This window comes from Streptomyces zhihengii (assembly GCF_016919245.1).
Taxonomy (GTDB): domain Bacteria; phylum Actinomycetota; class Actinomycetes; order Streptomycetales; family Streptomycetaceae; genus Streptomyces; species Streptomyces zhihengii.
On the sequence record NZ_JAFEJA010000001.1, the window covers coordinates 5,618,692 to 5,645,154 of the forward strand.

General features: G+C 74.4%; 23 protein-coding genes and 2 tRNA genes. 12 read left to right on the forward strand and 13 right to left on the reverse strand.

From position 1 onward, the window contains the following. Position 1: 1 nt before the first annotated feature. Positions 2-1,219, reverse strand: a complete 1,218-nt coding sequence (locus tag JE024_RS23800; protein WP_205375532.1) for an NAD(P)/FAD-dependent oxidoreductase — start codon at positions 1,217-1,219, stop codon at positions 2-4. A gap of 246 nt (positions 1,220-1,465) precedes the next feature. On the opposite strand from JE024_RS23800, the gene JE024_RS23805 reads away from it, so the two are divergent. Then, positions 1,466-2,251, forward strand: coding sequence for a sulfite exporter TauE/SafE family protein (locus JE024_RS23805; RefSeq protein ID WP_205375533.1), 786 nt, complete (start codon positions 1,466-1,468; stop codon positions 2,249-2,251). 95 nt (positions 2,252-2,346) lie between these two features. On the opposite strand, the gene JE024_RS23810 is transcribed toward JE024_RS23805, so the two are convergent. The 3 genes from JE024_RS23810 to JE024_RS23820 form a co-directional block, all read right to left on the reverse strand. Then, positions 2,347-2,814: a MarR family transcriptional regulator gene (locus JE024_RS23810; protein WP_205375534.1), complete on the reverse strand. Its 468-nt coding sequence runs from the start codon at positions 2,812-2,814 to the stop codon at positions 2,347-2,349. Positions 2,815-2,952: 138 nt separating this feature from the next. Beyond that, complete coding sequence (locus tag JE024_RS23815) at positions 2,953-3,651, reverse strand: class F sortase (protein ID WP_244883045.1); 699 nt, start codon at positions 3,649-3,651, stop codon at positions 2,953-2,955. Between the two features lie 132 nt (positions 3,652-3,783). Then, positions 3,784-4,287 (reverse strand): GVDTG sorting domain-containing protein, encoded by a 504-nt coding sequence (locus JE024_RS23820; RefSeq protein ID WP_205375535.1) that lies wholly within the window; start codon positions 4,285-4,287, stop codon positions 3,784-3,786. Between the two features lie 335 nt (positions 4,288-4,622). Here JE024_RS23820 and JE024_RS23825 point away from each other — a divergent pair, with 335 nt between their 5' ends. From JE024_RS23825 to JE024_RS23835, 3 genes are all read left to right on the forward strand, one after another. Beyond that, entirely contained in the window at positions 4,623-5,222 is a 600-nt protein-coding gene (locus JE024_RS23825; RefSeq protein WP_205375536.1) for an NADPH-dependent FMN reductase, read from the forward strand. A 165-nt stretch (positions 5,223-5,387) separates the two neighbouring features. Further along, complete coding sequence (cutA, locus tag JE024_RS23830) at positions 5,388-5,729, forward strand: divalent-cation tolerance protein CutA (protein WP_205375537.1); 342 nt, start codon at positions 5,388-5,390, stop codon at positions 5,727-5,729. Beyond that, positions 5,726-6,163 (forward strand): gamma-glutamylcyclotransferase family protein, encoded by a 438-nt coding sequence (locus JE024_RS23835; protein ID WP_244883046.1) that lies wholly within the window; start codon positions 5,726-5,728, stop codon positions 6,161-6,163. Before cutA ends, JE024_RS23835 begins: the two co-directional genes overlap by 4 nt. Before the next feature lie 219 nt (positions 6,164-6,382). Here JE024_RS23835 and JE024_RS23840 read toward each other — a convergent pair whose 3' ends face one another. The 3 genes from JE024_RS23840 to JE024_RS23850 form a co-directional block, all read right to left on the reverse strand. Continuing rightward, positions 6,383-8,512 carry a molybdopterin oxidoreductase family protein gene (locus JE024_RS23840; protein WP_205375538.1) on the reverse strand — a complete coding sequence of 710 codons (2,130 nt, stop codon included), beginning with the start codon at positions 8,510-8,512 and terminating at the stop codon, positions 6,383-6,385. A 283-nt stretch (positions 8,513-8,795) separates the two neighbouring features. After that, on the reverse strand, positions 8,796-9,377 hold the full coding sequence (locus JE024_RS23845; RefSeq protein ID WP_205375539.1) for a TIGR03086 family metal-binding protein: 582 nt from the start codon (positions 9,375-9,377) through the stop codon (positions 8,796-8,798). A gap of 223 nt (positions 9,378-9,600) precedes the next feature. Beyond that, the gene (locus tag JE024_RS23850) at positions 9,601-10,284 is read right to left on the reverse strand and encodes a SanA/YdcF family protein (protein ID WP_205375540.1); all 684 of its coding nucleotides are present in this window, start codon (positions 10,282-10,284) and stop codon (positions 9,601-9,603) included. Between the two features lie 78 nt (positions 10,285-10,362). On the opposite strand from JE024_RS23850, the gene JE024_RS23855 reads away from it, so the two are divergent. The 5 genes from JE024_RS23855 to dnaG all read left to right on the forward strand — a co-directional run bounded on the left by JE024_RS23855 (position 10,363) and on the right by dnaG (position 17,204). Then, complete coding sequence (locus tag JE024_RS23855; protein ID WP_205375541.1) at positions 10,363-11,076, forward strand: hypothetical protein; 714 nt, start codon at positions 10,363-10,365, stop codon at positions 11,074-11,076. A 283-nt stretch (positions 11,077-11,359) separates the two neighbouring features. Continuing rightward, positions 11,360-12,106 (forward strand): sirohydrochlorin chelatase, encoded by a 747-nt coding sequence (locus JE024_RS23860; protein ID WP_205375542.1) that lies wholly within the window; start codon positions 11,360-11,362, stop codon positions 12,104-12,106. Between the two features lie 288 nt (positions 12,107-12,394). After that, the gene (locus JE024_RS23865) at positions 12,395-13,837 is read left to right on the forward strand and encodes a deoxyguanosinetriphosphate triphosphohydrolase (RefSeq protein ID WP_205375543.1); all 1,443 of its coding nucleotides are present in this window, start codon (positions 12,395-12,397) and stop codon (positions 13,835-13,837) included. A gap of 153 nt (positions 13,838-13,990) precedes the next feature. Continuing rightward, entirely contained in the window at positions 13,991-15,253 is a 1,263-nt protein-coding gene (locus JE024_RS23870; protein ID WP_205375544.1) for an NAD(P)/FAD-dependent oxidoreductase, read from the forward strand. A gap of 34 nt (positions 15,254-15,287) precedes the next feature. Further along, a complete protein-coding gene (dnaG, locus tag JE024_RS23875; RefSeq protein ID WP_205375545.1) occupies positions 15,288-17,204 on the forward strand; it encodes a DNA primase in 1,917 nt (638 codons plus the stop codon). A gap of 262 nt (positions 17,205-17,466) precedes the next feature. Here dnaG and JE024_RS23880 read toward each other — a convergent pair whose 3' ends face one another. Further along, the gene (locus JE024_RS23880; RefSeq protein WP_205375546.1) at positions 17,467-18,438 is read right to left on the reverse strand and encodes a nucleotidyl transferase AbiEii/AbiGii toxin family protein; all 972 of its coding nucleotides are present in this window, start codon (positions 18,436-18,438) and stop codon (positions 17,467-17,469) included. Beyond that, positions 18,435-19,055 (reverse strand): hypothetical protein, encoded by a 621-nt coding sequence (locus JE024_RS23885; protein WP_205375547.1) that lies wholly within the window; start codon positions 19,053-19,055, stop codon positions 18,435-18,437. The genes JE024_RS23880 and JE024_RS23885 overlap by 4 nt, the downstream gene beginning before the upstream one ends. 99 nt (positions 19,056-19,154) lie before the next feature. On the opposite strand from JE024_RS23885, the gene JE024_RS23890 reads away from it, so the two are divergent. Beyond that, positions 19,155-20,342 (forward strand): RNA polymerase sigma factor, encoded by a 1,188-nt coding sequence (locus tag JE024_RS23890; RefSeq protein WP_205375548.1) that lies wholly within the window; start codon positions 19,155-19,157, stop codon positions 20,340-20,342. Between the two features lie 71 nt (positions 20,343-20,413). Here JE024_RS23890 and JE024_RS23895 read toward each other — a convergent pair whose 3' ends face one another. The 4 genes from JE024_RS23895 to JE024_RS23910 form a co-directional block, all read right to left on the reverse strand. Continuing rightward, the gene (locus tag JE024_RS23895; RefSeq protein ID WP_205375549.1) at positions 20,414-22,354 is read right to left on the reverse strand and encodes an ABC transporter ATP-binding protein; all 1,941 of its coding nucleotides are present in this window, start codon (positions 22,352-22,354) and stop codon (positions 20,414-20,416) included. Further along, on the reverse strand, positions 22,351-24,084 hold the full coding sequence (locus JE024_RS23900) for an ABC transporter ATP-binding protein (protein ID WP_205375550.1): 1,734 nt from the start codon (positions 24,082-24,084) through the stop codon (positions 22,351-22,353). Before JE024_RS23900 ends, JE024_RS23895 begins: the two co-directional genes overlap by 4 nt. A gap of 139 nt (positions 24,085-24,223) precedes the next feature. Further along, complete coding sequence (locus JE024_RS23905) at positions 24,224-25,669, reverse strand: FGGY family carbohydrate kinase (RefSeq protein WP_205375551.1); 1,446 nt, start codon at positions 25,667-25,669, stop codon at positions 24,224-24,226. 36 nt (positions 25,670-25,705) lie between these two features. Beyond that, positions 25,706-26,005, reverse strand: coding sequence for a YtxH domain-containing protein (locus tag JE024_RS23910; RefSeq protein ID WP_187740350.1), 300 nt, complete (start codon positions 26,003-26,005; stop codon positions 25,706-25,708). 172 nt (positions 26,006-26,177) lie between these two features. On the opposite strand from JE024_RS23910, the gene JE024_RS23915 reads away from it, so the two are divergent. Together JE024_RS23915 and JE024_RS23920 are read left to right on the forward strand one after the other, a co-directional pair. Continuing rightward, positions 26,178-26,250: transfer RNA gene (locus JE024_RS23915), tRNA-Asn, on the forward strand. Positions 26,251-26,255: 5 nt separating this feature from the next. Continuing rightward, positions 26,256-26,328: transfer RNA gene (locus JE024_RS23920), tRNA-Asn, on the forward strand. Positions 26,329-26,463 lie beyond the last annotated feature (135 nt).

Genomic DNA, 26,463 nt, shown 5'->3' on the forward strand with positions numbered 1-26,463 from the left:
GTCAGAGGCCTCCATCATTGGTGAGCAGGTGGAGCAGGGGCACGGAGTCGGGGAGGGCCTCGTCGCCCTCCCAGGCCCGGGCGAGGGCGCCGACCGAGGCGAGGTCCCCCAGCAGTACGCCGCCGACGAGCCGGTCCCCGCGGACGACGACCTTGCGGTACGCGCCCCGGGTGGCGTCGGCGAGCTGGACGACGTCGTCCCCCGGGCGGGGAGTCGGGTCGCCGAACGCGGCGAGGTCCAGCGGCGCGGCCGAGGGGTCCGCCGCGGGGGCGGAGGTCAGGGTCAGCCGGGTCAGCGCCCGGAAACCCGTGTAGCGGGGCGCCTCCTCGGCCTTCAGCACCGAGGCGAGCACATCGGCCTGTTCCAGCGCCGGTCCGGCCAGCCCGTGGACCACGCCGTCGTGCTCGGCGCAGTCGCCGATGGCGTGGATGTACGGGTCGGAGGTGCGCAGCTCGTCGTCGACGACCACACCGCGCCGGACCTTCAGCCCGGCGTCGGCCGCCAGACCGACCCTCGGCCGGACGCCGCAGGCCAGCACCACGACCTCGGCGTCCAGCGCGAAGCCGTCCGCGAGGACGACGGCGCCGACCGCGCCGTCGGCGCCGGTGCGCAGTCCGCGCACCCGGCACTCGGTGTGCACCTCGACGCCGAGCGACTCCAGGTGGGTGCGCAGCAGCGCGGACGCCGAGGCGTCGAGCTGCCGCTCCATCAGGTGCTCGCCCTGCTGGGCCAGCACCACCTTGGCGCCCCGGGTGGCGAGCGCGCGGGCCGCGGAGACGCCGAGCAGGCCGCCGCCGACGACGACCGCCCGGGTGCCGGGGCCGACGGCCGCGGACAGGGCCGCGCAGTCGTCGAGGGTCCGGAACGGGTGGACGCCGTCCGGGAGGCCGGGGCCGATGCCGCGCAGCGGCGGCAGCACCGGGTTCGAGCCGGTGGCGAGCACCAGCCGGTCGTAGGGGACCGAGGTGCCGTCGGCGCAGTGCACCAGCCGCCGCGCCCGGTCGATCGAGGTCGCCCGCACACCGCGGCGCACCGGCACCTCGGGCAGCGCGATGACGTCCGCGGGGTACCGGCCGGCGAGCACCTCGGCGAGGAGCACCCGGTTGTACGGGGCGTGGGTCTCCTCGCCGAAGACGGTGACGCGGGCCGCGGCGCCGAGCTGGCGCGCGAGCCGGGCGCCTGCCGTGCCGGCGCCGATCACCACGATCTCCGATGTCATGCGAGCAGCGTGCGTCGTGGGTGTTTCCCGTCCGGATCCCTTCTGTTTCCCACGGGGAACCTTGCCCTCAGCGCGTGCCCGGCCGCCGTGTGAGGGCCGGGACCGGGCAGCGGGGGCCCGGGGCGCCGGAGCCCGGGCGCGGTGGGGGCCCGGACGCCGACCCGGCCGGGGCCGGAGCGCGGGGCTCGCTCAAGTCTCGCTCAGATCGTTGGACGGCACACGTATCCCGTCCGTAGGCTCGCGCGAGTGCCCGACATATCACTGACCACGCTGGTCGTCCTGTGCATCGCCGCCGCCGCTGCCGGCTGGATCGACGCCGTCGTGGGCGGCGGCGGACTGCTGCTGCTGCCCGCGCTGCTGCTGGGCCTGCCGAACACCGGCGCGGCCCATGTGCTGGGCACCAACAAGGCGGTGGCCATCGTGGGCACCTCGGGCGCCGCGATCACCTATGTGCGCAAGGCCCCGGTCCAGGTGAAGACGGCGGTACGGATCGGCCTCGCCGCCCTCGCGGGCTCGATGACGGGCGCCTTCTTCGCGGCCGGGATCAGCAGCGACGTGCTGCGCCCCGTGATCATGGTGGTGCTGCTGGCCGTCGCCGCCTTCGTGATGCTGCGGCCGTCGTTCGGCACCGCAGGCCCCGCCGACCGGCGGAAGGTCACCCGCTCCCGCACGATCGCCGCCATCGTCCTCGTCGGCGGCGGGATCGGCTTCTACGACGGCCTCTTCGGGCCCGGCACCGGCACCTTCCTGGTGCTGGCGCTCACCGCCGTGCTCCACCTCGACCTGGTGACGGCCTCCGCCACCGCGAAGATCGTCAACGTCTGCACCAACGCCGGGGCGCTCGCGATGTTCGCCTACCAGGGGACGGTGCTGTGGCAGCTCGCCGCCGTGATGGCCGTCTTCAACCTGGCCGGCGGCATGATCGGAGCCCGGATGGCGCTGAGCAGGGGCAGCGGGTTCGTGCGCGGGGTGCTGCTCGTGGTGGTCTTCTCGCTGGTCGCGAAGCTCGGCTTCGACCAGTGGAACGCCTAGCTAGGGCCCGTCCGCCTCGCCGGACCTGTGGCCACCCCGGCCCCGGCGCATCCGACCGCTGCCCCGGTCCCGGCGCATCCGACCGCCGCCCCGGTTCAGGAGCGGTCCGCCGTGCGCGCGTAGAGCGCCTCCGCCCGCTCCATGACCTGGAGCAGCACCCGTCCGGCGACGGCAAGGTCCTCGGCGGGGATGTCCCCGTAGACCTGCGGCGCCGTCCGGGCGGAGAACTCGCCGAGGCGTGCGCGCAGGGCCGCGCCCTCCCCGGTGAGGCGCACGCTGCCGGCCTCCTCGCCGGTCGCCTCGGCGTATCCGCCGTCCATCAGCTCCGCCAGCGCGCGCCGGGCGTCGGCCGGGGGCACCTTCACCGTCCGCACGGTGTACGCGGTGACGGCCTCGCGGCCGGCCTCGCCGTCTTCGGCGGCGATCGCCCCGAGCACGATCGAGTGCAGGAAGGTGTGCCCGGAGCGGGCCAGTTCGCGGTCGAGCAGGGCGCGGGCCGCGTAGTGGGCGCGCCCGAGGAGGGGGCTGTTCAGCAGGGGTGTGGTCGCGGGGGCCGTGGACATGGTGTCTCCTCTGCGTCCGTGGACGGGCGGCCCGGAGCGGGTCGCCGACGCAGATAAGGTACATGGCTACTATCTCCATGGCGAGCTTTTTTGTGGGAGGCCGGCGTCGGCGGGAGGCCGGCGGGGAGCCGGAGAGGGCTAGACCGGCCGTCCGGCGTCCTCGCGCACCCCACCGCCGCCCTCGCCCCCATCACCGCCCTCGCGCGGCCCGCCGCCGCCCTGGCGCACCCCGATGAGGTGCCCGTACGCCACGACGTTGCCCTGGTAGCCGGTCTTCTCGGAGAAGCCGCCGCCGCAGGTGATCACCCGCAGTTCGGCCCGCCGGCTCGGCCCGTACACCTTCGTGTCGGGGAAGGCGTCGGCCTCGTAGACCTCGACGGCGTCGATGGTGAAGACGGCGGTCCGGCCGTCCTCGCGCGCGATCTCGACCCGGTTGCCCTTCTTCAGCGCGCCCAGGCTGTAGAAGACCGCGGGCCCCTTCGCGTTGTCGACATGACCGGCGACGATCGCCGTCCCCCTGGCGCCCGGAGCCGTGCCGTCCCGGAACCAGCCCGCCAGATTGCGGTCGCCGTCCGGGGGGACCTCCAGGCTGCCGTCACGCTCCAGGCCGAGACCGGTCACCGGGGTGTCCACGTCGATCTCGGGGATGCGCAGCCGCAGCGGCTTCGACGCGGGCAGCGGGTCCGCGGCGGCGTCGGTGTGCGTGTTCGGACCGGCCGCGAACGCCTCGGCGGCCGACGGCATGGGCGGGGTGACGTCCCGCGAGCCGTTCTGCACCAGCCACAGGCCCGCGCACACGGCGAGGACCAGGCCCCAGCCCTTGACCTTGGCGGTCATCTGCGTCTCCGGTTCTCCACCCGGAAGCCCGGGATGCGTCAGGGGTGAACGGACTGCACCCCGCCCCCGCCGGCTCGGGACCTGGCGGGAGCGGGGGCTCAGGCGGTACGGGAGCGGCCTCGGCCGCCCCCGTCAACTGCCCTGCGCGCCGCTCGCCCGGCGACGCAGGAGCAGGGTCCCGCCGACGGCGGCAGCGGCCAGTACGGCCACGCCCGCCGCGATCTGGGTGGAGTCCGGGCCGACGCTGCCGCCGACTCCGGTCTTCACATGGCCGCTCGGACGGTGGTGACGGATCGTCACGTCGCCCGTGGCCTCCTTGCCGTTCTTGCACAGCACACCGATCCCGTACGTCCCGGAGCGGGCGTCGTCGGGCACGGTGAACTCGCCGACCACGACCTCCTTGTGGGTGCCGGGCCACAGCTTGAACTCGCCCGCGCCGAGCGAGCTGGCGTCGCCGACGCCGTGCCCGCGCTTGCCGCACGCCTCCGTGCTGACGGCGACCGTGTCGCCGGGGGCGGCGGTCTGCGGGTAGATCTCGAGCGTGCCGAAGTCGCCGGCGTGGGTCGCCGGGGCGCCCAGCCCTATCGTGGCCATGGCCAGCGCGGCGCCGGTCAGCAGGCGGACGGTGGTGCGCATGTGGTCCTCCGGGAGCGCGTGGTGCGAGGGGTGCGTGGTGCGGGGGAGTGCGTGGTGCGGGGGAGTGCGTGATGCGGGGGGTGCGTCTGCTTCGAGATAAGAGGCGAACCGCGCCCGGTGCCTGCTGATGAATCATCAGATTCGGCTCCCGCTTTCCTGCGTGTCACGCTGGACAGGTGGTGTTCTCGCAGGTCAGCCGCGCTTGATGAGCGGCTCGCGGCACGGCGGACACCCCGTGGCGAACGGGTGACACGCGGTGACGGGGTGTGCGGGGAGTGGATCGCCGCAGGCCGGTGCTTGACCTCAAGCGGACTTGAGGTCGGACGCTTCTCGGCATGAACACCACCACGCCTGCACAGGCGCCGCTGAAGCTCGCCGTCGTCCTCGCCAGCAACCGGGAGGGACGCTTCGGCCCGGTCGTCGCCGACTGGTTCCTCTCCCGGGCGGCGCTGCGCGACGACTTCGCGGTCGACTTCATCGACCTCGGCGAGACCGAGCTGCCGAGCGCCCTCTCCTACCGGCCCGGGCCCGAGGTCAGGGCCGTCCTCGACAAGGTCACCCCGGTGCTCGACGGGGCCGACGCGTACGTCGTCCTCACACCCGAGTACAACCACTCCTTCCCCGCCGTCCTCAAGTCCCTGATCGACTGGCACTACGGCGAGTGGCAGGCCAAGCCCGTCGGCTTCGTCTCCTACGGGGGGATGTCCGGCGGCCTGCGCGCCGTCGAGCAACTGCGGCAGGTCTTCGCCGAGATGCACGCGGTCACCGTCCGCGACACCGTCTCCTTCCACAACGCGGGCGCCCACTTCGACGACGAGGGCAACCACCGCGACCCGGCGGGCCCGGACGCCGCCGCCAAGACGATGCTCGACCAGCTCGCGTGGTGGGCGTCCGCGCTGCGCGGTGCCAAGGCGGTGCACCCGTACGGCGCCTGAGGCCGACCGCGCGCCGGGGGCGGGGCGGGGGTGCGGTAATGCGCCGGGACGGGCGCGGCGGCGGCGCGTACGGTTGCGCCGGGGGCCGCCCGGCCGCCCGCCCGACAGCCGCCTGCCCGGCCGCCCGCCCGAGAGGCGGCGACAGCCGACGAAGGAGCCCGTGCCGTGGAGCAAGGACCCGCCGCGCCGCCACTGCTGGCCGTGACGACCACCACCGACAGCGCCGAGAAGGCACGCCGCCTGGCCCAGGGGGCCGTCGAGGCCCGGCTCGCCGCCTGCGCGCAGATCTCCGCCCCGGTGACCTCCGTCTACCACTGGCAGCGGGCCATCGAGACCGCCGAGGAGTGGCAGGTCGTCTTCAAGACCACCCCGGCCTGCTACGACGCCCTCGAAGCGCACCTGACGGCCGCGCACGACTACGACACCCCGGAGATCGTCGCCGTGCCGGTGGTCCGCGCGGCCGCCGGCTACACGGCCTGGGTCCGTGCGGAGACCACGGCCCCGTGACCGTCGAGCTCCCCTTCTTCGTCTACGGCACACTCCGCCCGGGCGAACGCAACCACGACCTGTTCCTGGCCGGCCGCACCACCCGCGAACGCCCGGCGACCCTCCACGGAGCACTGCTCTACGAGGGCCCCGGCTACCCCTACGCCGTGGACGACCCGGCCGGCTCCGGCCGCGTCGCGGGCACCGTCGTCACGGCGGCACCCGGGGAGTACGCGGCGCTGCTGCGCACCCTCGACGGGCTGGAGGAGTACATCGCACCCGGCCACCCGCGCAACCTCTACGAACGCGTCGCCCGCGAGGTCGTCCCCGCGGACGGGCCCGCGGCCCGTGCCTGGGTGTACGTCGCCGCCCCCGGGATCGCCCGCGCGCTGGCCGGGTCCGGGGTACCGGTCCCGTCCGGCGACTGGTCCGCTCACACCCGCGGCCCGGCCTGAGCACGGGCAGCGCCCTCCCGGCCCCGCCGTGCGCCCCACTCCGGCCCCGCCGGCACCTTCCCAGCCCCGCCGGCGTTCGGGGCCCGTGGCCCTGGGGCGGGAGCCCCGAGAACCGGGGTCCGGGGCGGAGCCCCGGTTACGGGAAGGGGCGGGGTGGGGAAAGGGCCCGCCGCAGGCGTGCCCCCACCCGAACCCCCGCCCCCGCCCGCTCCCCTCGCGTCACCCCGTACCGGCCCCCGGCCCCCGCCCCGCCACCTCCACCCGCACCGCGCACACCTTGAACTCCGGCATCCGCGACGTCGGATCCAGCGCCGGATTGGTCACCGTGTTGACCCGCCCCGCCCCCGGCCAGTGGAACGGCATGAACACCGTGTCCGGCCGGATCCCGTTGGTCACCCGGGCCGGGCCCTCCGCCCGCCCGCGGCGCGAGACGACGGCCACCGGATCGCCCTCCGCCACCCCCAGGCGCTCCGCCATCTGCGGATGCAGCTCGACGAACGGCCCCGGCGCGGCCGCGGTCAGCTCGTCCACCCTGCGGGTCTGCGCCCCCGACTGGTACTGGGCCACCACCCGGCCGGTGGTCAGCAGCACCGGGTACTCGGCGTCCGGCTCCTCCGCGGCGGGCCGGTGGGTGACCGGCACGAAGCGGGCCAGGCCGTCCGGCGTCGCGAACCGGTCCAGGAAGAGGCGGGGCGTCCCGGGGTGGGGCGCGTCTCCCGCCCCGTCCGGACAGGGCCAGAAGACCCCGTCCTCCTCCGCGATCCTGCGGTAGGTGATGCCCGAGTAGTCGGCCGGGCCGCCCGCGGACGCCCTGCGCAGTTCGTCGAAGACCTCCTCCGCGTCGGTGGGGAAGCCCTTCTCGTGGCCCAGCAGAGCGGCCAGCGCGTGGAGCACCTCCAGATCGCTGCGCACCCCCGCCGGCGGGGTCAGCGCCCTGCGCCGCAGCAGCACCCGGCCCTCCAGATTGGTCATGGTGCCGGTCTCCTCGGCCCACTGGGTGACCGGCAGCACCACGTCCGCGAGTGCGGCCGTCTCCGACAGGACGACGTCCGCGACGGCCAGGAAGTCCAGCGACCGCAGGCGTTCCTCGACATGGGCCGCGCGCGGCGCGGAGACCACCGGGTTGGAGCCCATCAGCAGCAGCGACTTCACGTCCCGGCCGAGCGCGTCCAGGAGTTCGTAGGCACTGCGCCCGGGGCCGGGCAGCGACTCGGGCGGCACGCCCCAGACCTCGGCGACATGGGCGCGGGCGGCCGGGTCGTCCAGCTTGCGGTAGCCCGGCAACTGGTCGGCCTTCTGGCCGTGTTCACGGCCGCCCTGCCCGTTGCCCTGCCCGGTGAGGCAGCCGTAGCCGGACAGCGGCCGGCCGGCGCGGCCCGTCGCCAGGCAGAGGTTGATCCAGGCGCCGACGGTGTCGGTGCCCTTGGACTGCTGCTCGGGGCCGCGCGCGGTCAGCACCATCCCGGTCGGCGCGTCGCAGAACATCCGCGCCGCCTCCCGGAGCTGGGGCACCCCGACACCGGTGATCCGCTCCACCAGCTCCGGCCAGTGCGCCATCGCCGCGGCGCGCGCCTCGGGCCAGCCGGCGGTCCGCTCCCCGATGAAGGCGTCGTCGGTGCGCCCCTCGGCGACCACGATGTGCAGCAGCCCCAGGGCGAGCGCCAGATCGGTGCCGGGCCGCGGTGCCAGATGCAGATCGGCCTGCTCGGCCGTCCTGGTGCGCCGGGGGTCGACGACGATCAGCCGGCCCCCGTTCTCCTTCAGCTCGGTGAGGTAGCGCAGCGCGGGCGGCATGGTCTCGGCGAGGTTGGAGCCGACGAGGATCACACAGCCGGTCCGCGGGATGTCCTCCAGCGGGAACGGCAGCCCGCGGTCGAGGCCGAACGCCCTGGTGTGCGCGGCCGCCGCCGAGGACATGCAGAAGCGGCCGTTGTAGTCGATCTGGGAGGTGCCGAGGGCGACCCGCGCGAACTTGCCGAGCGTGTACGCCTTCTCGTTGGTCAGCCCGCCGCCGCCGAAGACGCCCACCGCGTCGGGGCCGTGCTCGGCCCGGCTGCGGCCCAGCTTGTCGGCGATCGTACGCAGTGCCTCCTCCCAGGTGGCCTCCTCGAGCCGGCCGGTGGCGTGGGATCGGACGAGCGGCCCGGTCAGGCGCACCCGGGAGGAGAGAACAGCGGGCGCGGTACGGCCCTTGCCGCACAGCGCCCCCCGGTTCACGGGGAATTCGGTGCGCTCCACCACCTCGACGGTCCGTTCGGCGCCGTCCGCCGAGTCCGGCGCGGCGCGCAGCTTCATGCCGCACTGCAGCGCGCAGTAGGGGCAGTGGGTGTCGGTGGTCTCGTCGCGCATGCCGCCAGCGTGCGACATCCGTGTTACGCGGGCGGACGCCGCGCATTACGGGCGCGGTACGCGGCCCTCCGGGCGCGCCGCGCCGCCCGGTGAGGGGGCGCGGCGCCGTGACCGCCCCGTCGCGGCGCGCTCACGGCCCCGGCGCGGCCCGCTCAGGGCCCCGGACCGGCAGCGAAACGGCCCCGCCTCCGGCGCCGTGACGGTCCCGGGGGCGCCGTGACCGTCCCCGGCGCCGTGACCGCCTCCGGCGCCGTGACCGCCCGGCCGCGGCGCGGCGTGCGGCTCAGCCCCGCCGGCCGAGCATCGCCAGCAGACGGGACTGCGGGGTGTCCGCGGGCGGCGGTTCGACGGGCGGGGCGAAGAGACCCGAGTCGGCGAGGCCGTCGGCGTACGGGGTGACCTCGTCCAGGGCGAAGGCGACCAGGTCGTGGGGGAGGTGCTCCGGCGCGCCGATCGCCCGGGACAGGTCCCAGGCGTGCACCACCGCGTCCGCCGTCATCTGGGCGCAGTAGGCGACCGCCGGGGTCGGTCCGTACGACAGCTCGACCGTGCGCTCCAGCGCGCCCTCCGCGGCGAAGGCGTTCCGCGCGGCGCGGGCGGCGGCGTCCCAGGTGACCCGGGGCCGCTCGCCGAGCACATCGCCGTCGAAGGAGTCGCCGACGTCGTCCGGGCCGGAGCCGTCGGTCACCAGGGCGGGCACCCAGAGCTGTTCGGCGGTGAGGTGGTTGACGAGATCGCGTACGGACCACTCGGTGCACGGCGTCGGTTCGTCCCACTGGTCCGGCCGGACGGCGTGCACCCGCTCGGTGAACAGGGCGAGAGCCTCGGCGTGCCGGGCGAGCAGCACTGTCACGTCATTGTTCATGCGGCTCACTGTCGCCTGCCCGGGGCCCGGAAGCGAGCGTGCCGTGCCGTCACCCGCGCGTCGGACCCTTCCCCCGTGCCGTCACCCGCGCGTCGGACCCCTCCCCGTGCCGTCACCCGCGCTACGGCGCGCGCCCGCCGGCGGGTCACCCGCGCGTCGGACCCCTCCCCGCCGCATGCCCCACCGCCCCGGGCCCCGCGTCAGGGCTCCCCGGGCCCCCGCGTCAGTGCCCCGCCGCCGCCAGGGCGTCGTGGACGCCGCGCTCCTCGTCGCCGAGGAAGTGCGGGTCGGGCCGGAACGCCGCGTCGAGCGACGCCTTGCCCGCCGCGAACAGCTCCCGCACACCGCCGTAGTACCAGGTCGCGTCGTGCGGTTCGGCCACCGCGACGCCGTACGCGTCGATCCCGGCGGACCGGCACAGGGTGACGGCCCGCCGGATGTGGAAGCCCTGCGTCACCAGCACCGCCCGCTCCACGCCGAAGATCCTGCGCGCCCGCGCGCAGGAGTCCCAGGTGTCGAACCCGGCGTAGTCGCTGACGATCCGGTCGTCCGGCACCCCGAGCCCGGTGAGGTAGCCCCGCATCGCGTCCGGCTCGTCGTACTCGGCGCGGCTGTTGTCGCCGGTGACCAGGACGACCTTGACCTTGCCCGTCCGGTACAGCTCGGCGGCCGTGTCGAGGCGGTGCGCGAGATACGGCGTCGGCCGCCCGTCCCACAGCCCCGCGCCGAAGACGACGGCCACCTCGCGCGCGGGCACGTCGCCGGCCGGGCGCACCCTGCCGTCGGCGGCGGCGTGCATCCAGGTCGACGGCAGCAGCGCGAGCACGCACCCCGCCATGACGGCCTGGATCGCACGTCGTCTGCGGCGCGGCCCGCCTGCCGCCCACCACCTGCGGATTCGCTGCATGCTCCCTCCCTGAGGACAGACGTCCGGCGGGGGAAAAAGGTTCGCCGCCCCGGTGCGCGGCTTGGCAGGATCCCGCCCATGACGAGGGACGACAGGGTGGAGCTCGCCGCCCGCAACAACGCACGGTGGTGCCACACGATGTGCCGGGCCCACGGGCTGACCGGCAGTTTCGCACCGGACGCCTGGACCAGCGCCCGGCGTACGCCGCCGCTCTACCCGGACGCCGTCACGCTGACCCCGGACGCCTGTGCCGCGGATGTGCTGGCCCGTGCCGACACGGCCGCGCCCGGCGCCTCGGTCAAGGACTCCTACGCCGTGCTCGATCTGGCGCCCGCCGGGTTCGCGGTGCTGTTCGAGGCGCAGTGGCTGCACCGCCCGGCGCACGGTGCCGCCGTCCCCGCCCCGGCCGGGCCGCGATGGGAGCGGGTGACCACGGCGGCCGAACTCGCCGGCTGGGCGGACGCCTGGGACGGCGGCCAGGGCCTCGCGGACCTCTTCCGCCCGGAGCTGCTGCGGGACGCGGACACCGCCGTCCTCGCCGCGCGCGGCCCGTCCGGCGCCCCGGTCGCGGGCGCCGTGGTCACGGCGGACGGCACCGCCGCCGGTGTCTCCAACCTCTTCACCACGGACGGGGACCCGGACACGGCCTGGGCCGGCTGCCTCGCGGCGGTGGACCGGCTGTGGCCGGGCGCCCCGGTGGTCGGCTACGAACACGGCGACGACCTCGCCGCCGCCGTTCGCCAGGGTCTGGCCCCGGCGGGGCCGCTGCGGGTGTGGCTGTCCGCGGCCTGAGCCGCGGCCGTCCGCCGCATCCGGCGGACACCGGGATCGGGAAGACCGGGATGTGAGCCCGGCGAAAACCGCCGTCACCCTCGCGCAACAAGGAGGCAACCTGCGCCCGCCACCATCGGGTCATGACGGAGCCGGAACACCTTCGTGAGTCCCTGCCCCCTCCCGCACCGATGCCCCACGAGAGCACCGCGCAGTTCGACACCACCGCGCAACTGCTCACGCGCATCACCGCTCAGCTCGGCACCCAGCTGAGTCACGTCCGACTGAACGGAACCCGCCACGCATGCCCCCGACCTCCCAGCGGCCCGCCCTCGTCGCCGTCGCCCACGGCAGCCGTGACCCGCGCGCCGTGCGCACCGTCACCGCGCTCCTCGACCGGGTCCGTGAGCTCCGCCCCGGCCTCGATGTCCGTCTCGGCCACATCGAGCTGAACGAGCCCCTGCTCGACGCCACCCTCGACGGCCTCGCGGGCGCGCCCGCCGTTCTCGTCCCCCTGCTGCTCAGCCGCGGGTACCACGTCAAGCACGACCTGCCGCGGGCGGCCGAGCGGGTGCCCGGCGCCGACATCCGCGTCGCCGCGCCCCTCGGCCCGCATCCGCTGCTCGCCGAGGTGCTGGCCGCCCGGCTGGCGGAGGCCGGCTGGCGCGAGGAGGACAACGGCAGCCGCCGGGCCGCGGTGGTGCTCGCCTCCGCCGGTTCGCGCGACCCGGAGTCGGCCGAGGACACCCGCCACGCCGCCGCCCTGCTCGCCGAGCGGCTCCGGGTGCCCGTCGTCCCCGCGTACGCCTCCGCCCTCGCGCCGACCGTCCCCGCCGCCGTGCGCGCGCTGACGGCCCGCGGACGCCACCGCGTCGCCGTGGCCTCCTACTTCGCCGCGCCTGGCCTCTTCGCGACCCGCAGCGCCGAGGCGGCGCCCTGGATCGCCGCGCAGCCGCTCGGCGTCCACCCGGCCCTCGCCCGCCTGCTCCTCCACCGCTACGACCGGTCCCTGACCGCCGCCCACCGCCCGCGCACCCTCACCGCGGCCTGAATCCTCCGGCCCGTCGGGGGACACCGGGCGCAGCGTGCGGCGCCGCGGCCACCGGATCGGGCCGGGTGCGGCCCGCCGCGCACCGCGCGGCGGCCCAGGCCGCTCGCCGAGGCCCGCGCCCCGGGGTGCGGGCCGGACCGTTTCCCGCGGGCCGGTTCTCGTGGCACGGCCCTCGGCCGTGTCCTCAATCGCCGGACGGGCTGAAGGGCGACCGCCCCTGACGGCACAGGCCCCCGCCTCGCACCCCGCCTCGCGTCCCGCGTCGGTGGCGCCGGTTACCTTCGGTGCATGGATGGCACTGGCACCACCGGCACCGACGGCAGCACCTGGCCCCACGACCCCGAGGCCCCCGCGTCCCCCACGACCCCGGCCGCCCGCACCGCCCCCCGCACCACCCCGGTGGCGCCGGACGCCGCCTGGCCGCACGATCCCGAGGCGCCCGCCCCGCTCGGCGACGGCGAGCGGGGCTACGACGCCGCCGCGGTCGAACGCTTCGCGCCCGAGCCCGACAAGCGCCCCGGCCGTACGGCCTTCCAGCGCGACCGGGCCCGGATCCTGCACTCCTCGGCGCTGCGCCGTCTCGCGGGCAAGACCCAGGTCGTCACGCCCGGCACCCGCAGCCACACCTGGGACGCCAGCCCCCGCACCCGGCTCACCCACTCCCTGGAGTGCGCCCAGATCGGGCGGGAGCTCGGCGCCGCGCTCGGCTGCGACCCCGACCTGGTGGAGGCGGCCTGCCTCTCCCACGACATGGGCCATCCGCCCTTCGGCCACAACGGCGAGCAGGCGCTCAACGAGTTCGCCGCCGACTGCGGCGGGTTCGAGGGCAACGCCCAGTCCCTGCGGCTGCTCACCCGTATCGAGCCCAAGCGGTTCGCGCCGGACGCCCGGACCGGCGAGCCGGTCAGCGTGGGCCTCAACCTGACCCGCGCCGCGCTGGACGCCGCGACGAAGTACCCGTGGACACGCGGCGGCAGCCCCGCCGATCCTTCGTCGGCCAAGTTCGGGGTGTACGAGGACGACCTGCCGGTCTTCGAGTGGGTGCGCCGCGGCGTCCCCGCCGGCCGGGTCTGCTTCGAGGCGCAGGTCATGGACTGGTCGGACGACGTCGCCTACTCGGTCCACGACTTCGAGGACGGCCTGCACGCCGGCCACATCGACACCGGCCGCCTGCTCTCCGCGGCCGAACGGGAATCCGTCTGGTCCGTCGCCATCGGCCGGTACGTCTCCGCGGACACCTCGCCCGACGAGCTGTCCGAGGCGCTCGACCGGCTGGTCGACGCGCCGTGGTGGCCCCACCACTACGACGGATCGGCCGTCGCCCAGGCCCGGCTGAAGGACGCGACGAGCCAGCTCATCGGCCGGTTCGCGCTCGCCGCCGAGCGCGCCACCCGCCGGGCGTACGGCGACGGGCCGCTGACCCGGTACGGCGCCGAACTCGTCGTCCCGCGGGCCACCCGCCACGAGTGCGCGGTGCTCAAGGCCGTCGCCGACCGCTATGTGATGCGCCGCGCCGAACAGGAGGAACTCCGCGCCGACCAGCGCGTGGTGCTCGCCGAACTGGCCGAGGCGCTCACCGCCCGCGCGCCCGAGGGGCTGGAGCCGCAGTTCCGGGCGCTGTTCGAGGCGGCGCCGGACGACCGGGCCCGCAAGCGGGTCGTCGTCGACCAGATCGCCTCGCTCACCGACGCCTCGGCCCGGACCCTGCACGCCCGGCTGCCGAGGCGCTGACCGCTGCCCGGCGCCGGGCCGGGTACGGTGATCGTTTGTCGTTTCGTCCGGTTCCGTACGTCCGGGGGCCTCGGGCGGGCACTCCCCCTTTCGCCGGCACGCCGGGTGCGGGACGCTCGCAAGGCCGAACAGGACCTGAAGAGGAGGCAACACGTGGTCGACGCACATCGGACCTTCGTCATCGTCGGCGGTGGCCTGGCGGGCGCCAAGGCGGCCGAGACGCTGCGCGCCGAGGGGTTCACCGGGCGGGTGATCCTCATCGGCGACGAGCGGGACCGCCCCTACGAGCGTCCGCCCCTGTCCAAGGGGTTCCTGAACGGCAAGGAGGAGCGCGACAGCGTCTTCGTCCACGAGCCCGGCTGGTACGCCCGCTCCGAGATCGAGCTGCACCTCGGCCAGACCGCGGTGTCCATCGACCGCGCGGCCAAGGCCGTCCGCCTCGGGGACGGCACCGTGCTCCACTACGACAAGCTGCTCCTCGCCACCGGCGCCGAGCCCCGCCGCCTGGACATCCCCGGCACCGGCCTGGCCGGGGTCCACCACCTGCGGCGCCTCGCCCACGCGGACCGGCTGCGCCGGGTCCTCGCCACCCTCGGCCGCGACAACGGGCACCTGCTCGTCGCCGGCGCCGGCTGGATCGGCCTGGAGGTCGCCGCCGCCGCCCGCGGCTACGGCGCCGAGGTCACCGTCGTGGAACCGGAGCCGACCCCGCTGTACGGCGTCCTCGGTCCCGAACTCGGCCAGGTCTTCGCCGACCTCCACCGCGAACGCGGTGTGCGGTTCCACTTCGGCGCCCGGCTGACCGAGATCACCGGCCAGGACGGCATGGTCCTCGCCGCCCGCACCGACGACGGCGAGGAGCACCCCGCGCACGAGGTGCTCGCTGCGATCGGCGCCGCCCCCCGCACCGCCCTCGCGGAGAGCGCCGGGCTGGAGCTCGCGGACCGCGCCCACGGCGGCGGCATCGCCGTCGACGCCCGGCTGCGCACCTCCGACCCCGACATCTACGCCGCCGGCGACGTCGCCGCCCACCAGCACCCGCTGATCGGCACCCGGCTGCGCGTCGAGCACTGGGCGAACGCCCTGAACGGCGGTCCGGCCGCGGCCCGCGCCATGCTCGGGCAGGAGACCGTGTACGACCGGGTGCCCTACTTCTTCTCCGACCAGTACGACCTCGGCATGGAGTACTCGGGCTGGGCCCCGCCCGGCTCCTACGACCAGGTCGTGCTCCGCGGCGACGCCGGCAAGCGCGAGTTCATCGCCTTCTGGCTGAGCGGGGGCCGGGTGCTGGCGGGGATGAACGTGAATGTGTGGGACGTCACCGAGGACATCCAGCGCCTCATCCGCTCCGGGACCGCCGTGGATCCCCAGGCCCTGGGCGATCCCGCCGTGCCCCTGGCCTCGCTCGCCGGCTGACGGGAGTGTCGTGGGGTCGCCGTAGACTTCCCCCGTGGCAGGCAGGATCAACGACGACGACGTGAAGGCGGTACGGGACGCGGTCCCGATCGACGCCGTCGTGTCCGAATACCTCCAGCTCCGCAACGCGGGCGGCGGCAACCTCAAGGGACTCTGCCCCTTCCACGACGAGAAGTCCCCCTCCTTCCAGGTCAGCCCGAGCAAGGGCCTGTTCCACTGCTTCGGCTGCCAGGAGGGCGGCGACACCATCGCCTTCGTGATGAAGATCGACCACCTCTCCTTCTCGGAGACGGTCGAGCGCCTCGCCGCGCAGGCGGGCATCACCCTGCGGTACGAGGAGGGCGGCTACAACCCGACCCACCAGCGCGGCGAGCGCATCCGCCTGGTCGAGGCCCACAAGATCGCCGCCCAGTTCTACGTGGAGCAGCTCGACGGCGCCGAGGCCGAGACCGGCCGGACGTTCCTCGCCGAGCGCGGCTTCGACCAGGCCGCCGCCCAGCACTTCGGCGTCGGCTACAGCCCGGCCGGCTGGGACCACCTCACCCGGTACCTGCGCGGCAAGGGCTTCAGCGACAAGGAGCTGCTGCTCTCCGGTCTCTCCCAGGAGGGCCGCCGCGGCCCCATCGACCGCTTCCGCGGGCGGCTGATGTGGCCGATCCGGGACATCACCGGGGAGGTCGTCGGCTTCGGCGCGCGCAAGCTCCGCGAGGACGACAACGGCCCGAAGTACCTGAACACCCCCGAGACCGCGATCTACAAGAAGTCGCAGGTCCTGTACGGCATCGATCTCGCCAAGAAGGAGATCGCCCGCACCAGCCGCGCCGTCGTCGTCGAGGGCTACACCGATGTGATGGCCTGCCACCTCGCGGGTGTCACCACCGCCATCGCGACCTGCGGCACCGCCTTCGGCGGCGACCACATCAAGATCCTCCGCAGGCTCCTCATGGACAACGCCACCGCCGAGGTGATCTTCACCTTCGACGGCGACGCGGCCGGGCAGAAGGCCGCCCTGCGCGCCTTCGAGGACGACCAGAAGTTCGCCGCCGAGACCTCGATCGCCATCACCCCCGGCGGCATGGACCCGTGCGACCTGCGGCTCGCCCAGGGCGACGACTCGGTGCTCAAGCTGGTCGAGTCCCGCACCCCGCTCTTCGAGTTCGCCATCCGGCAGATGGTCACCCGCCACAATCTGGAGACCCCGGCCGGCCGGGCCGCCGCCCTCGACGAGGCCGCGCCCGTCGTCGCCGCCATCAAGAACATCGCCATCCAGCACGAGTCGGCCGTCCAGCTCGCCGGGATCCTCGGCATCCTGGACACCCAGTTCGTCGTCAAGCGCGTCGCCCAGCTCGCCCGCTGGGCCCGTGAGCGCGGCGGCGCCGGCGGTCGCGGGCCCGGCGGCCCCGGCCAGGACCGCAGGCCCCGGACGTACGAGGCCCCGGCCGCGCCCCAGGCCCCGTCCGGCCCCGCGCTCAATCTCCGCAGCCCCGCCCACCGCACCGAGCGCGAGCTGCTGAAGCTGGCGCTCCAGCACCCGGGCCTGGTCTCCCCGGCCTTCGACGCCTACGGCATCGACGAGTTCACGGCCCCGCCCTACGCCGCCGTCCGCCGGACGATCATGGAGGCCGGCGGCGCCGAGGCGGGCGCCGAGGACACCTCCGGCTACCTCGCCCGGGTCCGCGACACCGCGCCCGACGACTCGGTGCGCGCCCTCGTCACCGAGCTCGCCGTCGAGGCGGTGCACGCCCGCACCGTCGACGAGGTGTACGCGGGCGAACAGCTCGTCCAGGTCCGGCTGCGCGCCGTGGACCGCCGCGTCGCCGACGTCCAGGGCACCCTCGCCCGCCTCGGCACCGGCGCCGACCCCGAGCGCTACACCGCCGTCGCCAACGAGCTCTGGGTCCTCCAGCAGTACGGCCGCGCCCTGCGCAACCAGGGCGCCGCGGCACTCTGACCACCCGCCCGCGCCCCAAGGCCGCCACCCCCGCCGGACCGGTTCCGCGCCGGGGATCCGCCGCCCCGCCCGTGCCGGACCGGTCCCGGTCCGCTCACCCGCCCCGTGCCGGACCGGTTCCGCGCCGGGGATCCGCCGCCCCGCCCGTGCCGGACCGGTCCCGGTCCGCTCACCCGCCCCGTGCCGGACCGGTCCCGGTCCGCTCACCCGCCCCGTGCCGGAGCGTGCCCGACCGGGCTCGTGCTCCGGGCGGCCGGGCCGGTCAGCGCGCCGGCGCGAAGGCCGGCCGCACGGCCGTCAGCAGCCGCCGGGCGTACGCCTCCCCGGCGTCGGCCGGCACCGGCGCATCGGCCGCGAAGTGGTGCCACTCCACCTGCCGGACCGCCTCCTCGACGTCCTCCAGGCGCACCACGCCGGGCACCCCCGTCGGCCACTCGCCGGAGAGCCGCAGCACCTCGGTGAGCAGCGGCAGCGGCAGCGGGTGCCGCTCGGCCAGCAGCACCGCGTCGTAGAGGTCCTTGCCCTGCGGGTACATGTCGGTCAGCAGCCACTGCATCTTCCAGACCAGCGCCAGGACAGGGTCGGCGCAGCGCAGGCGCGCACCGCGGACGTCGGCCGTCACGGGCGCGAGGGGCAGCTTCTCGTTGAAGACGAAGTCCAGCTGCACCTGGCCGCCGCCCGCCCCCGCGGCGCGCCACGGCAGCACCATGCGGTATCCGGGCACCCGCTCGTACGTCCAGATGTACTCCCGGACCGCCCCGGCCGCGTCGATCGCCGGCCCCGGGAAGCGCTGCGCGGCGACCCGCTCCGCCAGCGCGGCGATGCCGTCGAGCATGCCGCCGGTGCTCGGGTCGTCGATGGCCCGGTCCTCGGGCGTGACGACGAAGTCGATGTCCTTCGGCTCCCGCGCCCCGTCGAACCAGGCGGACATCGTCATGCTGCCGCGCAGCACCAGACTGTCCGCCCAGGGCGAGTCCGCCACCGCCGCGAGGACGGCGTCCAGCGCGGCGCGCCGGGCGGCACGCCACTCCTCGGAAGGGGCGGCGTCGAGCGGCCGGTAGGCCTCCGCGAAGTGCTTCAGCGCCGGATCGAACACCCGGCCCCTCCGGTCCGCGGAGTCGATGCCGGCCCACAGGGTGCGGGGCGGCCCGTCGTTCCGGCGGTGGCGTTCGGAGGCCGGTTCCGCGGGGTCGTCCGGCCCGCCCGGGATGGAGGGCTGCCATGCGTCGGTCATCGTCCCGGTACCTCCTCGATCCAGCCGTCGTCGACGGACAGGTCGCTGTCGTGGAGCACGAACTCCCTCTCCTGGGACACGATCCGGTGCCCCGCCGCCGTGAGCTCGGCGGCCAGCTCGTCGCAGCGGAGCCCGGCGGTCCGCGCGGACACGCCCCGGCAGCGCTGGGTCACGAACCTCTCGTGCCGGCCCGCTCCCGTCACCCGGCGGGCGTTCCAGGAGAGATGGGCGCCGTGCCGGACGGCGATCGCGGTCAGCGCCGCCCGGTCGAAGTCCTCGTCCAGAAGCAGCTTCAGATGGTGTTCGAAGTAGCCGTCGGGAGCCGTGGCGACCTCCGCCGCCCAGGGCGTCGTCTCGGTCTTCACCCGCACCGGCGCGAAGCCCGCCTCCCGCAGCCTGGTCACCAGCCCGTGGGCGGCCGCCTGTTGCGCGGCGAGGCCGTCGCCGCCCCGCAGCGTCAGCATCGGCTGGGAGACCATCCGCCCCCGCGCCAGCACGATGTGCGTCACCTTCAGTCCCGCCGTCCGCGCCCACGCGTCCAGCCGTCCGCGGCCGTGCTCCCCGTCGCACCGGACGGTCACATGGGTCTCGTACGTCTCGTCGCCGCCCCTTCGCATCGGCCGATCCTGCCAGACCCCCACACATGGGGGCATCCGAGTAACCGTCCGGTCACACCGGGTCCCAGAAAGTCGCCGCACGCCCCTCGTGGCGGGGTTGTGTCGTACGCCACACTGGATGCGGTGCCTGAGCCCTCGGAAGCTGCCGGACGCCCCCCGAACGGCAGCGATCACCCTGGAGGTCGCGTGCAGACCCGGATCCTGACCGAGCCCGAGACCGAACCGGCCATGGCAGCCGCCGTCGCCCCCCTCGGGCAGGTGCCCGCGCAGGGCCGGCCCGCCGGCCACCCGGAGGCGCTTCCCGACGAGCCCGTCGTGGACCTCGAACCGCCCGAGCCGCCGCCGCGGCCCACCGCCCGGGCCGCCGACGGCTCGGGCCCCTCCTCGGACCTGTTCCGCCAGTACCTGCGCGAGATCGGGCGCATCCCGCTGCTCACCGCGGCCGAGGAGGTGGAGCTGGCGCGCCGGGTCGAGGCCGGGCTGTTCGCCGAGGAACGGCTCGCCCGGACGCCCGACCCCGATTCGCGGCTCGCCTTCGACCTGGACCGGCTGGTCGTGATGGGCCGGGTCGCCAAACGCCGTCTGATCGAGGCGAACCTCCGGCTGGTGGTCTCGGTCGCCAAGCGCTACGTCGGGCGCGGCCTCACCATGCTGGACCTCGTCCAGGAGGGCAACCTGGGCCTGATCAGGGCGGTCGAGAAGTTCGACTACGCCCGGGGCTACAAGTTCTCGACGTACGCGACCTGGTGGATCCGCCAGGCCATGTCCCGGGCGCTCGCCGACCAGGCCCGCACCATCCGGGTGCCCGTCCATGTCGTCGAACTGATCAACCGGGTGATCCGCGTCCAGCGCCGCATGCTCCAGGAGCGCGGCTACGAGCCCACCGCCGAGGAGGTCGCCGCCCAGCTCGACCTCGCGCCCGAGCGGGTCGGCGAGGTGCTGCGGCTGGCCCAGGAACCGGTGTCGCTGCACGCGCCCGTCGGCGAGGAGGACGATGTCGCGCTCGGCGATCTGATCGAGGACGGCGACGCCGCGTCCCCGGTCGAGTCGGCGGCCTTCCTGCTGCTGCGCGAGCACCTGGAGGCGGTGCTCTCCACGCTCGGCGAACGCGAACGCAAGGTGGTCCAGCTGCGGTACGGCCTCGACGACGGCCGGCCGCGCACCCTGGAGGAGATAGGGCGGCTGTTCGGGGTGACCCGCGAACGCATCCGCCAGATCGAGTCGAAGACGCTCAACAAGCTCCGCGACCACGCCTTCGCCGATCAGCTCCGCGGCTATCTGGACTGACCCCGGGGACGGCCGTGCCGCCGCGCCGGGAGCGGCACGGCGGCACGGGGCACCGGGTGGGGGAGCGGCGCCTACTCCACCTCCACCACGGCCTGGGCGAACTGCGCGGCGTGGAGCCGGGCGTAGGCCCCGTCCCGCGCCAGCAGCTCCTCGTGGGTGCCCTGCTCGACGATCGTCCCGTCCTCCATGACCAGGATCACGTCCGCGTCCCGGATCGTGGAGAGCCGGTGGGCGATCACGAAGCTGGTGCGCCCGTGGGACAGGCGCGCCATCGCCTTCTGGATCAGCACCTCGGTCCGGGTGTCGACCGAGCTGGTGGCCTCGTCGAGGACGAGGATGACCGGGTCGGACAGGAAGGCCCGCGCGATGGTGATGAGCTGCTTCTCGCCCGCGCTCACCCCCGCGCCCTCGTCGTCGATGACGGTGTCGTAGCCGTCGGGCAGCGTCCGTACGAACCGGTCGGCGTGCGCGGCCCGCGCCGCCTCCTCGATCTCCTCGCGGGTGACCTCCCGGGAGGCGCCGTAGGCGATGTTCTCGGCGATCGTGCCGCCGAACAGCCAGGTGTCCTGGAGGACCATCCCGATGCCGGAGCGCAGCTCCTCGCGGGACATCGCGGCGATGTCGGCGCCGTCGACGGTGATCCGCCCGCCGGTCACCTCGTAGAAGCGCATCAGCAGATTGACGAGCGTGGTCTTGCCCGCGCCCGTCGGGCCGACGATGGCCACCGTGTGGCCGGGCTCGACGGTGAGCGACAGGTCCTCGATCAGCGGCTTCTCCGGGTCGTAGCGGAACGCCACCTTCTCCAGCGCCACCCGCCCCTCGGGCCGCGCCGGACGCAGCGGACGCTCCTCGGCGGGCGCGTCCGGCTCCTGCTCGTCCGCGTCCAGCAGCTCGAAGACCCGCTCCGCGGACGCGACGCCCGACTGCACCAGGTTCGCCATCGACGCGACCTGCGTCAGCGGCATCGAGAACTGCCGCGAGTACTGGATGAACGCCTGCACGTCACCGATCGACAGCGAGCCCGAAGCGACCCGGAGCCCGCCGACCACCGCGACCAGCACGTAGTTGATGTTGGACACGAAGAACATGACCGGCTGCATCATGCCGCTGTTGAACTGCGCCCGGAACCCGGCCTCGTAGAGGGCGTCGTTCTGCTCGGCGAAGTCCCGCGCGGACTCGTCCTGCCGGCCGAAGACCTTGACCAGCGTGTGCCCGGTGTACATCTCCTCGATGTGCGCGTTCAGGGTGCCCGTGGACTTCCACTGCTGCACGAAGTGCGGCTGCGACCGCTTGCCGATCCGCGCCGCGACGAAGACCGACAGCGGCACGGTCACCAGCGCGACCAGCGCCAGCAGCGGGGAGATCCAGAACATCATCGCCAGCACGCCGACGATGGTGAGCAGCGAGTTGATGAGCTGCCCCATCGACTGCTGGAGCGTCTGCGAGATGTTGTCGATGTCGTTGGTGGCGCGGCTGAGCACCTCGCCGCGCTGCGCCTTGTCGAAGTACGACAGCGGCAGCCGCGCCAGCTTCGTCTGCACGTCCTCGCGCATCCGGAACACGGTCCGGTTGATCACCTTGATCGACAGCCGCGTCGACACCAGCATCAGCAGCCCCGCCGCGAGGTACACGGCGAGCGCCAGCAGCAGCACCTGGCCGACGGCGGTGAAGTCGATGCCCTGGCCCGGGGTGAAGTCCACGCCGCCGAGCATGTCCGCGAGCGAGCCGTCCCCGCCCGCCCGGACGCTCTCGACCGCCTGCTCCTTGGTGGCGCCCTCGGGCATCTGCCGGCCGACGACGCCGGCGAAGACCAGGTCGGTCGCGGCGCCCAGGATCTTGGGGCCGACCACCGACAGGGCGACGGAGAGCACCCCGGCGCACAGCATCAGCCACAGCACGGCCCGTTCGGGGGCGAGCTGCCGCAGCAGCCGCCGGCCGGAGCCCTTGAAGTCCATCGAACGGTCGGCGGGCGACCCGCCGGCCATCATCCGTGCAGCACCCGGCCCGCTCATGCGGCCTCAGCCTCCGTCAGCTGCGAGAGAACGATCTCCCGGTACGTCTCATTGCCCTCCATCAGCTCGTGATGGCTGCCCGTCCCCACGACCAGGCCCTCGTCGAGGACGACGATCCGGTCCGCGTCGCGGATCGTCGACACCCGCTGGGCGACGATCACCACCGTCGCGTCGGCCGTCCGCGCCGCGAGCGCGGCACGCAGCGCCGCGTCCGTCGCGTAGTCGAGCGCGGAGAAGGAGTCGTCGAACAGATAGATCTCCGGCCGCTGCACCAGGGTCCGCGCGATGGCGAGCCGCTGGCGCTGCCCGCCGGAGACGTTGGTGCCGCCCTGCGCGACGGGGGAGTCCAGCCCGGCGTCGAGCGCCCGGACGAAGTCGGCCGCCTGCGCGACCTCCAGCGCCTCCCACAGCTCCTCGTCGCTCGCGTCCGGGTTGCCGTAGCGCAGGTTGGTGGCGACGGTGCCGGTGAAGAGGTACGGCTTCTGCGGGACCAGCCCGACCGTGCGCGCCATCAGCGCGGGGTCGAGGGCGCGCACGTCCACGCCGTCCACCAGCACCTCGCCGCCCGTGACGTCGAACAGCCGGGGCACCAGCCCCAGCAGGGTCGACTTGCCGCTGCCCGTCGAGCCGATGATCGCCGTGGTCTCGCCGGGGCGAGCCACCAGGGACACCGCCCGCAGCACCGGCTCCTCCGCGCCCGGATAGCGGAAGTCGACGTCCCGCACCTCCAGATGACCGTGCGCCCGAAGCTCGCGCACCGGCGCCTTCGGCGGGACGACGCTGGACTCGGTGTCCAGCACCTCCTGGATGCGCTCGGCGCACACCTCGGCGCGCGGCACCATCATGAACATGAAGGTGGCCATCATCACGGCCATCACGATCTGCATCAGATAGGCGAGGAACGCGGTGAGCGCGCCGATCTCCATCCCGCCGCTGTCGATCCGGTGCGCGCCGAACCAGACGACGGCGATCGACGACACGTTGACGACCGTCATGACGATCGGGAACATCAGCGCCATCAGCCGGCCCGTCGACAGCGACACGTCCGTGAGCTGCGTGTTGGCCCCCCGGAAGCGCTCCGTCTCGTAGCCGTCGCGGACGAAGGCCCGGATGACCCGGTTGCCGGTGATCTGCTCGCGCAGCACCCGGTTCACCGTGTCCAGCCGCTCCTGCATGGTGCGGAACAGCGGCCGCATCCGCTTCACGATCAGCGACACGGAGATGCCGAGCACCGGCACCACGGCCAGCAGCACCGCCGACAGCCGCACGTCCTGCCCGAGCGCCAGCACGATGCCGCCGACGCACATGATCGGCGCCGAGACCATCAGCGTGAACGCCATCAGCACCAGCATCTGGACCTGCTGGACGTCGTTGGTGGTCCGGGTGATCAGCGACGGCGCCCCGAAGCGGCCGACCTCACGGGCGGAGAAGCTCTGCACCCGGGCGAACACGTCGGCGCGCACGTCCCGCCCGAGCGCGGACGCCGTGCGGGCGCCGTAGAAGACGGCCCCGATGTTGCACAGCACCTGGACGACGCTGATGACGATCATCAGCGCGCCGAGGGACAGGATGTATCCCGTGTCCCCCTTCACGACCCCGTCGTCGATGATGTCCGCGTTGAGGGTCGGCAGATAGAGGGTGGCGCTGGTCTGCAGCAGCTGCAGCACCACCAGCAGGACGATGGGTCTCTTGTACGGACCCAGATAGGTCCGCAGAAGTCGTATCAGCACACGCGTCTCTCGGGCTCGGCACGATCGGGGGTTGGATGCACCCCATCTTCCGGCACCGAGTCGGCGAACCTCCCGGGATTTTCCCCAAACCCGGGTCAAGAACGGACCATGCCGGGCGGACGGCCCCGCCCGGCGCCGGTCACATCCCCTGGGAGAACGCGCCCGGGTGGATCTGTTCCCGGGTCGCCCGGTACTGCTGGCGCACGGCCATGCCGACGTCCGCGTCCTCGCCCGCCTCGAAGACCTGCGCGGCGGCACCCTGCCAGGCCGGCGGAGCGGCGGGGGAGAGCGTCCCCTGCGCGACGCCCAGCGCCCACGCCGCCTGACGGGCCGCGCCGAGAGCGGCGTAGTCCGCGGGCTGCGGCACCACGACCTGGGCGGCGAGCACGGCGGGCGCGACGGCCTGCACGGCGGGCAGCTCGGCGGCGGCGCCCAGCAGGAACACCCGCCGCACCTCCACCCCGCGCCCGCGCAGCACGTCCAGGGCGTCGGCCAGCGAGCACAGCATGCCCTCGAAGGCGGCCCGCGCCAGGTGCTCCGGCTTCATCGACTCGCGCCGCAGCCCGCTCAACGTGCCCGCGGTGTGCGGGAGCTGGGGGGTGCGCTCGCCCTCCAGATACGGGAGCAGCACCAGCCCGGACGCGCCGGGCGTGGACTTCAGGGCGAGCGCGGAGAGTTCGTCGAGCCCTTCGAGGCCGAGCATCTCGGCCGTCCCGCGCAGGGCCCGGACCGCGTTCAGGGTGTGCACCACGGGCAGGTGCATCCCGGTCGCGTCGGCGAACGAGGTGATCATCCCGCTGGGGTCGGCGAGCGCCTCGTGGTGGATGGCCATCACCGAGCCGGACGCCCCCAGCGACACCACGGCGTCGCCGGTGCCGACGCCGAGACCGAACGCGGCGGCCATCGTCTCGCCGGTACCGGCCGAGATCAGCAGTCCTTCGGGGGTGGTGCCCGCGGCGTCGGCGGGCCCGAGCACCTCGGGCAGCGCGCACTGGTGGCCGAGGGCGGTCTCCACCAGATCGGGGCGCCAGGCGCCGGTGCCGGCCGACCAGTAGCCGGTGCACGAGGCGCCGCCGCGGTCGGTGGTCCGGCGGGCGGGCCTGCCGAGGAGCTGCCACACCAGCCAGTCGTGCGGCTGCATCACGGCCGCGACCCGCTGGGCCGCCTCCGGCTCGCTGCGGGCCAGCCAGCGGAGCTTGGCGACGGGCAGGGCCGCCTGCGGCACCGACCCGACCGCCTCGGCCCAGGCCTGCTTCCCGCCGAGCGCGTCCACCAGATCGGCGGCGGCGACCTGGGCGCGCCGGTCGTTGCCGAGCAGCGCGGGGCGCACGGGGCCGCCCTGCGCGTCGAGGGTGATCAGGCCGTGCTGCTGGGCGGAGACGCCGATGGCCTGCACGCCCTCCAGCAGCCCGCCGCCCGCGGCCTCGCCGAGCGAGAGCAGCCAGGCCTGCGGATCGGCCTCGGTGGACTTCGGCTCCAGTGGATGCGGCGCGTACCCCTGGCGCAGCACGGCGCCCGTGTCCGCGTCGCAGACGACGATGCGTGTGTACTCGGACGAGCTGTCGAGTCCGGCGACTATCCCCATGTCCGGAATTCTGCCGTACGCGCGGGGGCGGGCGGGTCAGGTGTTGGTCGTTCCCCAGTCGTCCTCGGTACCGGAGCCGCGTTCGCGCAGCGAGCGCACCCGGCCGGCCACCGACTCCGGGACGCGGTCGCCGACCTTGTCGCTCACCGCGTGGAACGCCTTGCCGGCGGCCTCGCGGCCGTTGTGGGCGGCGGATTCGGCGGCGTTGCGCACCGCGGGGTTCTGGGAGATCTGTCGCGCGGACTTCTTGAGCTGCTCGTACCGCTCGCGCCCGGCCCGTGTGCCGAGCACGAAGCCGAGGGCCAGTCCGGCGACGAACGTGAGCTTGTACCGCATGGGTGTCACCTTCCGTTGCGTCGGTGCTGCCCGCCTACCCTGCGGGGCGCCTGATCACCCTGCGCGGAACCGATTGGCGGAGCACCCCCCTGCTTGCGCTAATGTATGTGTCGCAGCGAGCGCACGCCCTCCGGGACGCATCCGGTAGGTACGTTCGGTGCACACGCAGCAATCCCCTGTAGCTCAATTGGCAGAGCAGCCGGCTGTTAACCGGCAGGTTACTGGTTCGAGTCCAGTCGGGGGAGCGCGATCCCCTGTAGCTCAATTGGCAGAGCATTCGGCTGTTAACCGGAGGGTTGCTGGTTCGAGTCCAGCCGGGGGAGCACAGACGAAGAGGGCCCCGCGAGGGCCCTCTTCTCGTTCTCCGGGACGTTCCCCGGGCGAGGCGGGGGACTGTCGGGGACATGCCCGGGATGTGTTCCGTACGACATTTCCCGTCTTCCGTACGGGACCGGGAA

What these genes read in the sequence shown, in the direction of transcription:
- JE024_RS23910 (WP_187740350.1), bottom strand. Translation starts at nt 26,005, where the DNA reads ATGCGGTACAAGCTCACGTTCGTCGCCGGACTGGCCCTCGGCTTCGTG.
- JE024_RS23810 (WP_205375534.1), bottom strand. Translation starts at nt 2,814, where the DNA reads ATGTCCACGGCCCCCGCGACCACACCCCTGCTGAACAGCCCCCTCCTC.
- JE024_RS23855 (WP_205375541.1), top strand. Translation starts at nt 10,363, where the DNA reads ATGACGAGGGACGACAGGGTGGAGCTCGCCGCCCGCAACAACGCACGG.
- JE024_RS23815 (WP_244883045.1), bottom strand. Translation starts at nt 3,651, where the DNA reads ATGACCGCCAAGGTCAAGGGCTGGGGCCTGGTCCTCGCCGTGTGCGCG.
- JE024_RS23825 (WP_205375536.1), top strand. Translation starts at nt 4,623, where the DNA reads ATGAACACCACCACGCCTGCACAGGCGCCGCTGAAGCTCGCCGTCGTC.
- JE024_RS23820 (WP_205375535.1), bottom strand. Translation starts at nt 4,287, where the DNA reads ATGCGCACCACCGTCCGCCTGCTGACCGGCGCCGCGCTGGCCATGGCC.
- JE024_RS23850 (WP_205375540.1), bottom strand. Translation starts at nt 10,284, where the DNA reads ATGCAGCGAATCCGCAGGTGGTGGGCGGCAGGCGGGCCGCGCCGCAGA.
- JE024_RS23845 (WP_205375539.1), bottom strand. Translation starts at nt 9,377, where the DNA reads ATGAACAATGACGTGACAGTGCTGCTCGCCCGGCACGCCGAGGCTCTC.
- JE024_RS23895 (WP_205375549.1), bottom strand. Translation starts at nt 22,354, where the DNA reads ATGAGCGGGCCGGGTGCTGCACGGATGATGGCCGGCGGGTCGCCCGCC.
- JE024_RS23800 (WP_205375532.1), bottom strand. Translation starts at nt 1,219, where the DNA reads ATGACATCGGAGATCGTGGTGATCGGCGCCGGCACGGCAGGCGCCCGG.
- JE024_RS23905 (WP_205375551.1), bottom strand. Translation starts at nt 25,669, where the DNA reads ATGGGGATAGTCGCCGGACTCGACAGCTCGTCCGAGTACACACGCATC.
- JE024_RS23880 (WP_205375546.1), bottom strand. Translation starts at nt 18,438, where the DNA reads ATGACCGACGCATGGCAGCCCTCCATCCCGGGCGGGCCGGACGACCCC.
- JE024_RS23885 (WP_205375547.1), bottom strand. Translation starts at nt 19,055, where the DNA reads ATGCGAAGGGGCGGCGACGAGACGTACGAGACCCATGTGACCGTCCGG.
- JE024_RS23865 (WP_205375543.1), top strand. Translation starts at nt 12,395, where the DNA reads ATGGATGGCACTGGCACCACCGGCACCGACGGCAGCACCTGGCCCCAC.
- JE024_RS23860 (WP_205375542.1), top strand. Translation starts at nt 11,360, where the DNA reads ATGCCCCCGACCTCCCAGCGGCCCGCCCTCGTCGCCGTCGCCCACGGC.
- JE024_RS23840 (WP_205375538.1), bottom strand. Translation starts at nt 8,512, where the DNA reads ATGCGCGACGAGACCACCGACACCCACTGCCCCTACTGCGCGCTGCAG.